Origin of the sequence: Aminobacterium sp. EBM-42 (assembly GCF_001896635.1) — a bacterium.
Taxonomy (GTDB): domain Bacteria; phylum Synergistota; class Synergistia; order Synergistales; family Aminobacteriaceae; genus Aminobacterium; species Aminobacterium colombiense.
On record NZ_MPPC01000010.1, the window covers coordinates 270776 to 280223 of the forward strand.

Sequence of the window (9448 nt, forward strand, 5' to 3'; positions counted from 1 at the left end):
GACTTTCAATGGCAATCCGTACAAAAGAAATAGCAAAGACTTACGATCCAACGCCCATTGAGGATAAATGGTATTCATGGTGGTTAGAGTCAGGGCTCTTCCATGCTGAAGTTGACACAACGAAAGAAGCCTTTTCAATAGTCATACCGCCTCCGAACGTTACCGGCTCCCTTCATATGGGGCATGCTTTCAACAATACTTTTCAGGACATCGTTTGTCGATATAAACGGATGAACGGTTTTAATGTTCTGTGGCTGCCTGGTACAGACCACGCTGGTATTGCCACACAGAATGTGGTAGAGCGGGAACTTGCAAAAGATGGCATATCGAGACACGATCTGGGCAGGGAAGAATTTGTCAACAAGGTTTGGGAATGGAAAGAAGAATACGGAAGCAGAATCATAGAACAGATGAAGAAGCTAGGGAACTCATGTGATTGGGAAAGAGAACGGTTTACTCTCGACGAAGGTCTCTCCCAGGCCGTACGAACTGTTTTTGTCAGACTTTATAAAAAAGGCCTTATTTACAAGGGGCGCTACATCATTAACTGGTGCCCACGCTGCCATACGGCTCTTTCCGACATTGAGGTTGAGCATGAAGATCTGAAAGGCTGCCTTTATTATGTGAAATATCCCTTTGTAGAAGGAGAAGGGTATCTTCTTGTAGCAACAACCCGCCCTGAAACTATTTTAGGGGACGTTGCTATTGCAGTTCATCCTCGGGCCGAAAAGTACCGCCACATGATAGGAAGGAAGGTTTGTGTACCTCTTACAGATCGAGAAGTGCCCATTATTGAAGATATCATGGTCGATCCGGAATTTGGAACTGGCTGCGTGAAAATAACGCCTGCCCATGACCCTAACGACTTCTTAGTAGGTCAACGGCACAACCTCGAGCAAATTCAGGTTATCGATGCCGACGGATTCATGAATGAAAATGCCCCCGCCTATAAAGGGCTTTCTATTTTAGAAGCACGGGAACGAGCTGTGGAAGATCTTAAAGCTCAGGGCCTCATAGAAAAGATAGAAGAGATCGACCATTCTGTCGGCCACTGTTACCGTTGTCACACTGTAGTAGAGCCCTATCTTTCTGAACAGTGGTTCGTTAAAGCCAAGCCATTAGCAGACGCGGGGATTGAAGCCGTGGAAAAGGGAGATATCACATGGATTCCTGAACAATGGCAAAAAATCTACTACCAATGGATGGAAAACATTCGTGACTGGTGCATATCGCGCCAGCTATGGTGGGGCCATCGTATCCCGGCATGGACATGCGCGGAATGCGGTCACATAACTGTTTCTGAAGAAGATCCTACCCATTGTGAAAAATGTGGAAGCGCTCGCATCCAACAGGACGAGGACGTTCTTGATACGTGGTTCAGCAGCGCTCTGTGGCCTTTTTCCACTCTGGGGTGGCCAGAGAAAACCGAAGAACTCAATTATTTCTATCCTACATCCTTACTGGTAACAGCCTTTGATATCATCTTCTTCTGGGTAGCCCGCATGATTATGATGGGTCTTGAGTTTATGGAAAACGAGCCTTTCAAAGAGGTCTACATACATGCCCTTATCCGTGATGAGGAAGGCCAGAAGATGAGTAAATCAAAGGGGAACGTCATAGACCCCCTCACAATGATCGATAAATACGGAGCAGATGCTCTTCGTCTCACCCTTGCGGCGTTGACTGTTCAGGGGCGGGATATTCTATTAAGCACAAACAAAATTGAAACCTACCGCCTCTTTATGAACAAGCTTTGGAATGCCAGCAGGTTTGCCTTAATAAATCTAGAGGAAAACTGCTCTGAAAAACCGCTTCCGGATAAAGGCGAGCTTAGACTTCATGACCAGTGGATCCTTACACGCACACAGCAAGTGACAGAGCAGATTACAAGGCTTCTCGACGGTTATTTTATTGGGGAAGCAGCCCGAATGCTATACGACTTCATTTGGGGCGATCTGTGCGACTGGTACCTCGAAATGTCTAAACCTGCGTTGAAGGGAGATGAAGGGGAGTCACGGGTTAAAAATACCCAGGCAATAGTAGAATATGTCTTTAAAACAGTACTGAAGCTCATCCATCCCTTTATACCTTTTGCTACAGAGGAACTGTGGCACACATTTGGATTCAGCGATGACTCAATTGAACGTTCAGAGTGGCCAAAAGCATCTTCAGCTCTAATTTTTAACAATGCTTTGTCTGAAATGGGAACCCTTCAAGAAATAATTCGTATAATCAGAAACTTACGGGCAGAGGCAAGGGTAGCACCTCAGCAAAAAGTCGAGCGGGTTATTCTTCAGACAGATGATGATGCTTTAAAGGCACTCGTATCTGCAAATATGGATATGATCTCACTCCTTGCGAAGGTAGAGAGAGTTGATATTATTTCAGATAGCGACAAAAAACCTCATGGATGCCTCGCCTCAGTTATGACCAATGGGGAAATCAGTCTGGAAGTGGGAAGCCTGCTTGACATCAAAGCTGAGATTGAGCGCCTGGAACAGGAACTCAAGAGTGTTGAAAAGGATATAGATAAAATGGAGAAGAAACTGGCCAATGAAAACTTCACATCCAAAGCTCCTCAAGAGGTTGTGGATAAAGAACGAGGCCGTCTTGAGGAAAACAAAAACCACCACCAGCGAATCGCGGACAATATAAGCAGCTTGAAAAGGTCGTAGAATATGAGCATTAGAACTCTTTACGAAAAAGTAGAAAATGAATTAATAAGCGCTTCAAGCCCTGGAATACATCCAGGCTTGGAGCGTATTTCCAAGTTGCTAGAACTGTTAGGCCATCCGGAAAGTGCCTTCCCGGCAATACATGTTGTCGGAACAAATGGAAAAGGATCTACCTCAGCCTATGTAGAATCAATTTTGCGATCATCTGGAATGCATGTCGCGCTTTATACAAGCCCCCACCTTGTACATATGGGGGAGCGGCTCCTTCTTGACGGAAAAATGCTTTCCCCTGAAACATGGAAAAAGGCCGCGCGAAAGGTTATAAAAACCATAGGTCAAGACAAGAGGCTCTCAGAGGATCCCCCTACATTTTTTGAAGTTTTTACTGCCGCTGCCTTTGTCATCATAGCGGATTCCCAAGTGGATGCCGCTGTTATAGAAGCGGGGATGGGGGGAAGGCTTGACGCCTCAAACACTCTAACAAAGGTTCTAATCACCATTATCACTTCCATATCAAAAGACCATATGGACTTTTTAGGTGACACTCTAGAAGCCATTGCTATGGAAAAGTTTGCCGTCATTCGTCCAGGCGTACCGGCAGTTTTCGCGGGGGGCGCTCCTTCATTATGTACCTTGTTCGCGAAAGAGTGTCAGAAAAAGGGAGCACCAGGGGTAGTATTGCCTCATGCATATTCATTTACAACTAAAGGACTTTCCATTAAAGGAGCTACATTCACCCTTCATGGCAAAGACGGCATTGTGGAATATACTGACCTGCACACCCCATTGCTCGGTGTCCACCAGGTATCTAACAGCAGTCTCGCTGTAGCCTCTATGGATATTTTAAAAAGGGAGCTAAGCCAGATAACAGAGCAAACCATACGTCAGGGTTTAACACAGACCCACTGGCGGGGACGAATGGAGCTTCTTCCAACCCATCCTCCTATCATGCTGGATGGAGCTCATAATGACGATGGTATTGCCCGCCTTGTCGAGAGCCTGAACGCTCTGGAAATAAACGGGAGTAAAGTAAGATTGACTATAGTCTATGGATCCATGAAAGATAAAGAGCATAATGTGGCGTTGCACCGATTAAGTCAGTTGCAGCCACAGCTTATTTGCACTGAAGTCCCTGGCATGGAGCGCTCGGCTAAAGCTTCCGCATTACAAGAGGAAGCGGCTTTATATAAATGGGCTAATGAACCAGAGGGCATTGCAGATCCAGTGGAAGCACTTCAAAAGGCGCAGAAAAACAGTGACATTATAGTCTGCTGCGGAAGCCTTTATCTTATTGGATATGTACAGACCCATATGGCAGAAGGAGCTCGTTTTTTATAATGACCGCACGAAACTTCTCTCTTGATGAGAAAGAGGGGCATTATATTCTTGAATATCTCTGCCCAGAGGAAAAGGCCTTTTTTAAAGCCAGGTTATTTATGAAAGGCAGCCTTATAGGAAAGGCCATGGGGGATCCGGCTCTTAGCAGGAAAGCAGTGGCTTCTCTTTCAAAAGAAGAAACTTCACAAAAGAAGCTTTTAGCCCCTAAACAAAATCACGGGACCCGTATTCTCACAGAAAGAGAAGAATATTGCCTGCCTGAACGACCGTTTGCAGATGGGGTTTTTTTAAAAAGCACCCTCTATGAAGGGAGTCTTCGTTTTGCAGATTGTGTGCCGGTCATATTGGCATCTCCAGTTCCCCATCCATGGCTGATGCTGCTTCATTCAGGGTTTAAGGGAACTGTACAAAATATTGTAAAAAACAGCCTGGTAAACCTTGACCAAAAAATGAATTTGGACTTCAATCGTATCTATGCATGGATCGGTCCTGGCATCAGTAAAACATTTTATTTTAGAAAAGATGATGAATGGTCACTGCTCGGGCAGAAAGAACTTTCCTCCGCCCATTGGCAAAAGGAAGGGGAGCGTGTATATTTTGATCTGCCTGGCGCCCTTGAAAGCCAATTGCTGGAAAATGAACTATTAGAAGGACATATTACCACTATCCCTCTTTGTTCATATAAAGATCGGCAATATTGTTATTCCTATCGGAGAAAGGACATCAAAGAGAGGATGTTCCTATTAGCTTCTCTGATAATCGATAAATAACAGATACCACTTTCTCTATTTTTTACGTGACAATAAAGAAAGAGGCTTATAACGCAACATTGAAAAAGTTACAAGGAGTGATCCTAAATGGACCTACAACGAGTAGGGGTAATAGGAGTGGGACACCTAGGACAGCACCACGCTAGATTATATACCGAACTTCTCGGCACACAGCTTGTGGGAGTAGTTGATGAGAACGAAGCACGCGCAGCTGCTATCGGAGATAATCTTGGGGTTCCTTATTACACAAATTTCGAAGAATTTATCAAGAAAGCACGGCCAGATGCAGTAAGTGTTGTAGTTCCAACAAGTCTTCATTATGAGATAGCAAAGAAAGCTCTGGAAAACGGAATTCATGTTCTTATAGAAAAACCAGTGACAACAACAGTGAGAGAAGCGGAAGACCTGCTTAACGTGGCTGCAAAAAGAGATCTCGTTCTCCAAGTAGGTCATGTGGAACGTTTTAACAGCGCTGTACAATATACATCTAAGATAGTTCATGAACCCCTCTTTCTTCAGTCGCGCCGACTCGGACCCTTTTCTTCCCGAATCAGCGACGTGGGGGTTGTCCTTGATTTAATGATCCATGATATTGATATTATTCTTTCACTAGTGCATTCGGAGATCGACTCCATCTCCGCAACAGGAAGATGTATACGAACAAACCATGAAGATGTTGCTTCTGCGCAGATATCTTTCAAAAATGGAGCAATGGCCCATATTTTAGTAAGCCGCGTTTCAGAGCGCCGTCTTAGACAGCTTGAAATAATGGAACCAGAGCGATATCTAACCATAAACTATGAAACGCAGGATGTTTCAATCAACAGATGCGTACGTCATGAGAATGGCACACTTGTGGAAGTTATAGAACATCCAGTATTCCCCAAGAGCGAGCCTCTTAAGCTGGAACTTCAGCATTTTGTTACATGTGTACGAGAAGGGAAGCAGCCCCTAGTAGGGATAATGGACGGCAAACGTGCCCTCGAAGTCGCCATTTCAGTTCTCAAACAAATTCATCTAAGCGAAGGGAAAGAAGAATCGATCATCTCGCAATAAAGATGCCCCTCCTAAGGCCGGTGAAATGTTTTTCTCCGGCCTTATTTTTTATGTATTTAAATAGAAATATATTTTTATCATTTTTATTTCAATGTTATTATGTTCACAATGCATTATTGTTGTGTTTTTGTGGTTTTATATAATATATGCTTCGCTCAATTTTGATAAAATATTAATTAGTGAGGGATTCTTATGCCAACTGAAAATATAAATGCGCTTATAGCTCTTGCTATGTTTGTTGGGGCTCTTTTTGTTGCTAGACTCGTTGTTAAAATAGGTAAAGGAGAACTTCCTGGCGGTGCTATATGGGTTGTTTATCTTCGAATGCTTCTTGGATTTTTATTGGCAGGAGCAATTATATTAGGTTTTTATTCTTTTGCAGGGATAAAATAAAAATTGGAAAGAATGAGACTTTTTATTTGGGAGGCGAAGTACCATGACTGAAGAAAAGAAAAAAATCCCTGAACTTTTTGAACTTAGAAAAAAGTATGAGGGGAAAGTTGAAAAAGTGTTAGAAAAGCGGCCTGAACGACGAAAAGAATTCCGCACAGGTGGAAATCTTCCTTTAAACCGCGTTTATGACCCAACTGACCTAGAAGAATTTGATTATGCAAGAGACTTAAACTATCCAGGGCAGTACCCCTTTACTCGAGGCGTGCAACCTACGCTTTATAGGGGCCGTCTGTGGACAATGCGTCAGTACGCAGGATTTGCAACTGCAGAAGAGTCCAATGAACGGTATAGATATCTTCTCTCCCAGGGAACTACAGGTCTATCTGTAGCTTTCGACCTTCCTACCCAAATTGGATATGACTCTGACCACCCTATGGCACAGGGGGAATGCGGGAAAGTGGGAGTAGCCATTGATAGCCTTGCCGATATGGAAATCCTTTTCGACAAAATTCCTCTTGATAGGGTTTCTACTTCCATGACAATCAATGCTCCCGCAAGTGTGTTACTCGCCATGTACATTTGTGTTGGAGAAAAACAGGGCGTTTCCATGAGTGATCTTTCTGGTACTATACAAAACGATATTTTAAAAGAATACATAGCCCGAGGCACCTATATTTTCCCCCCAAAACCCTCTATGCGTTTGATAACTGATATATTTGAATTCTGCAGCCATAATGTCCCTAAATGGAATACTATTTCTATTTCCGGTTATCACATTCGGGAGGCCGGCAGCACGGCGGCACAAGAAGTCGCCTTCACATTAGCCGACGGTATCGCTTATGTAGAAGCAGCAAGCAAAAAGGGGCTGGATCCAAACGTGTTCGGCAAGCGCCTTTCCTTCTTCTTCAATGCTCATAACGATTTTTTGGAAGAAGTAGCGAAATTCAGGGCAGCCCGAAGAATGTGGGCCCAGATAATGAAAGGACGCTTTGGAGTAACCGATCCTAAAGCTCAGATGCTTCGTTTCCACACTCAGACCGCAGGTTGCACCCTCACTGCTCAGCAACCGGAGAATAATATAGTCAGGGTCACCATTCAGGCCCTCGCAGCAGTTCTGGGCGGAACCCAGTCCCTCCACACCAACAGCATGGATGAGGCTTTGGCCCTTCCTTCCGAAAAGAGCGTTGGCATCGCTCTTAAGACCCAGCAGATCATTGGCTATGAATCAGGCGTTGCGAACACAGTGGATCCTCTTGCGGGAAGCTACGTTGTTGAAAATTTGACGAACGAAATTCAGAAAAGAGCAGAAGAGTATATCGGGCAAATAGATGAAATGGGCGGCATGCTCGCTGCTATAGAAAAGGGTTATGTCCAGAAACATATTCAGGATTCAGCCTACACGTACCAGAGAGCTATTGAAAGCCAAGACTCCATTGTCGTCGGAGTGAACAAATTCCAGTTAGAAGATGAGAAGATAGATATGAAGCTTCTCAAGGTCGATGAATCAGTGGGAGAACGCCAAATCGAGAAACTTCGAAAGATGAAAGAAAGCAGAGACAACATAAAGGTGCAAAGCACCCTTGATGAAATACGAAAAGCAGCTCGGGATGAATCCATTAACACGATGCCTCTTATTATCGATGCTGTACGCAATTATGCGACTGAAGGCGAAATTTGTGGCGTATTGAGAGAAGAATTCGGAGAATACACAGAAAATATTATTTTGTAAGTGGAGGAATGAGCTATGGCTGTAAAAAAGATACGAGTTGTAATAGCAAAACCAGGCCTCGATGGTCATGACAGGGGAGCGAAAGTTGTAGCCAGGGCCCTCCGTGACGCAGGCATGGAAGTTATTTATACCGGGCTTCGTCAAACTCCTGAACAGATTGTAGATACAGCGATACAGGAAGACGCTGACGCTATAGGAATAAGCATTCTATCGGGCGCTCACAGCTTCTATTTTTCTAAAATCATTAACCTTCTTAAAGAGAATAATGCGAGCGATATTATTGTCTTTGGCGGAGGAGTCATTCCTGAAAGTGATATTCCTGCTCTTATTGAAATGGGAGCCGGAGCCATCTTCGGCCCTGGAACGCCAACTTCAGTATGTGCAGAGTGGCTTGAAAAGGCCGTTGCTGAAAAAAAACAGAAAGAGACTGTTTAGCTGTGACACTTCTTGCTGAAAAGGCTTTACATGGTGATATCAGAGCTTTAGCGCGCATTATTTCTCTTGTAGAAAATGAGGCGCCCGAATCAGAAGAAATTATGAAATATCTCTATCCTCATACCGGTAAGGCCCTGGTCATAGGGATAACAGGAAGCCCGGGCGCTGGGAAAAGCACATTGGTCGATAAACTAATCCTTGAGTTCAGGAAGAAGAAAAAAACAGTTGGAATCATCGCCGTAGATCCCTCTAGTCCTTTTAGCGGAGGAGCAATTCTAGCAGACAGAATTCGTATGCAACGTCACGCTAACGATCCGGACGTATATATTAGAAGCATGGGGACGCGAGGTTCACTAGGCGGCGTCAGCAGGAGCACCAGAGAAGCCGTTAAAATATTAGACGCTTGCGGCAAAGACGTTGTCATTATTGAAACAGTAGGGGTAGGCCAGTCTGAAATAGATATAGTGAAACTGGCAGACACTGTCTGTCTTGTGCTTGTGCCCGGCATGGGTGATGACATTCAGATAATGAAAGCGGGCATTATGGAAATAGCAGACATCTTTGTAGTGAACAAGGCAGACAGACCAGGAGCAGAAAAAATAGAAACTGAAGTAAAGCTTATGCTTGACTTGATCGGAAAAACAGACTGGTTTCCACCTATTCATATGACCGTAGCGGAAAAAGGAGATGGGGTAGCTGAGTTAGTAGAAGGCATCGAGAAACATGGGGCTTTTCTAAAGCAAAGCATTCACGGCATAAAGAAACAAAAACGCAAACTTGCAGAGGAAATAAAAGACATACTCAGCCGTGACATCGCAAAAAATGTGGAAAAAGCCTGGGAACGTCAGGGAACTGACGACAAAATCGAAGCCATCTTAGGTAAGGAACTAGACCCCTATACCGTTGCGCAAAATATATTGAACAACATAGTCACAAATGAAGGATAAACTGAGAGGGGGCAGTTGAGACATGACGAACCGAAGCATTGACGAGCTATGCGCGGATCTTGAGCGCAAGCGTGCGCAGGCCCGCGAAGGCGGTGGTCCCAAGTC

At 44.4% G+C, this 9448-nt stretch carries 8 protein-coding genes; all 8 read left to right on the forward strand.

Annotated features, from left to right (window positions below):
- The first annotated feature begins 8 nt into the window (after positions 1-8).
- The 8 genes from BUC50_RS03385 (at position 9) to meaB (ending at position 9343) form a co-directional block, all read left to right on the forward strand.
- Positions 9-2675, forward strand: a complete 2667-nt coding sequence (locus BUC50_RS03385) for a valine--tRNA ligase (RefSeq protein WP_013048288.1) — start codon at positions 9-11, stop codon at positions 2673-2675.
- Between the two features lie 3 nt (positions 2676-2678).
- Positions 2679-4013 (forward strand): bifunctional folylpolyglutamate synthase/dihydrofolate synthase, encoded by a 1335-nt coding sequence (locus BUC50_RS03390; protein ID WP_013048287.1) that lies wholly within the window; start codon positions 2679-2681, stop codon positions 4011-4013.
- Positions 4013-4783, forward strand: a complete 771-nt coding sequence (locus BUC50_RS03395; RefSeq protein WP_013048286.1) for a purine nucleoside phosphorylase YfiH/LACC1 family protein — start codon at positions 4013-4015, stop codon at positions 4781-4783. Before BUC50_RS03390 ends, BUC50_RS03395 begins: the two co-directional genes overlap by 1 nt.
- Before the next feature lie 87 nt (positions 4784-4870).
- Positions 4871-5839, forward strand: a complete 969-nt coding sequence (locus BUC50_RS03400) for a Gfo/Idh/MocA family protein (protein ID WP_013048285.1) — start codon at positions 4871-4873, stop codon at positions 5837-5839.
- A 192-nt stretch (positions 5840-6031) separates the two neighbouring features.
- The gene (locus tag BUC50_RS03405; RefSeq protein WP_013048284.1) at positions 6032-6232 is read left to right on the forward strand and encodes a hypothetical protein; all 201 of its coding nucleotides are present in this window, start codon (positions 6032-6034) and stop codon (positions 6230-6232) included.
- A gap of 43 nt (positions 6233-6275) precedes the next feature.
- Entirely contained in the window at positions 6276-7961 is a 1686-nt protein-coding gene (locus BUC50_RS03410) for an acyl-CoA mutase large subunit family protein (protein WP_013048283.1), read from the forward strand.
- Positions 7962-7976: 15 nt separating this feature from the next.
- Complete coding sequence (locus tag BUC50_RS03415; protein ID WP_013048282.1) at positions 7977-8396, forward strand: cobalamin B12-binding domain-containing protein; 420 nt, start codon at positions 7977-7979, stop codon at positions 8394-8396.
- A gap of 2 nt (positions 8397-8398) precedes the next feature.
- Entirely contained in the window at positions 8399-9343 is a 945-nt protein-coding gene (gene meaB / locus BUC50_RS03420) for a methylmalonyl Co-A mutase-associated GTPase MeaB (protein ID WP_013048281.1), read from the forward strand.
- The last annotated feature ends 105 nt before the right edge of the window (positions 9344-9448 follow it).

Coding starts and splice junctions, on each gene's coding strand:
- BUC50_RS03385 (WP_013048288.1), top strand. CDS start 9: ATGGCAATCCGTACAAAAGAAATAGCAAAGACTTACGATCCAACGCCC.
- BUC50_RS03390 (WP_013048287.1), top strand. CDS start 2,679: ATGAGCATTAGAACTCTTTACGAAAAAGTAGAAAATGAATTAATAAGC.
- BUC50_RS03395 (WP_013048286.1), top strand. CDS start 4,013: ATGACCGCACGAAACTTCTCTCTTGATGAGAAAGAGGGGCATTATATT.
- BUC50_RS03400 (WP_013048285.1), top strand. CDS start 4,871: ATGGACCTACAACGAGTAGGGGTAATAGGAGTGGGACACCTAGGACAG.
- BUC50_RS03405 (WP_013048284.1), top strand. CDS start 6,032: ATGCCAACTGAAAATATAAATGCGCTTATAGCTCTTGCTATGTTTGTT.
- BUC50_RS03410 (WP_013048283.1), top strand. CDS start 6,276: ATGACTGAAGAAAAGAAAAAAATCCCTGAACTTTTTGAACTTAGAAAA.
- BUC50_RS03415 (WP_013048282.1), top strand. CDS start 7,977: ATGGCTGTAAAAAAGATACGAGTTGTAATAGCAAAACCAGGCCTCGAT.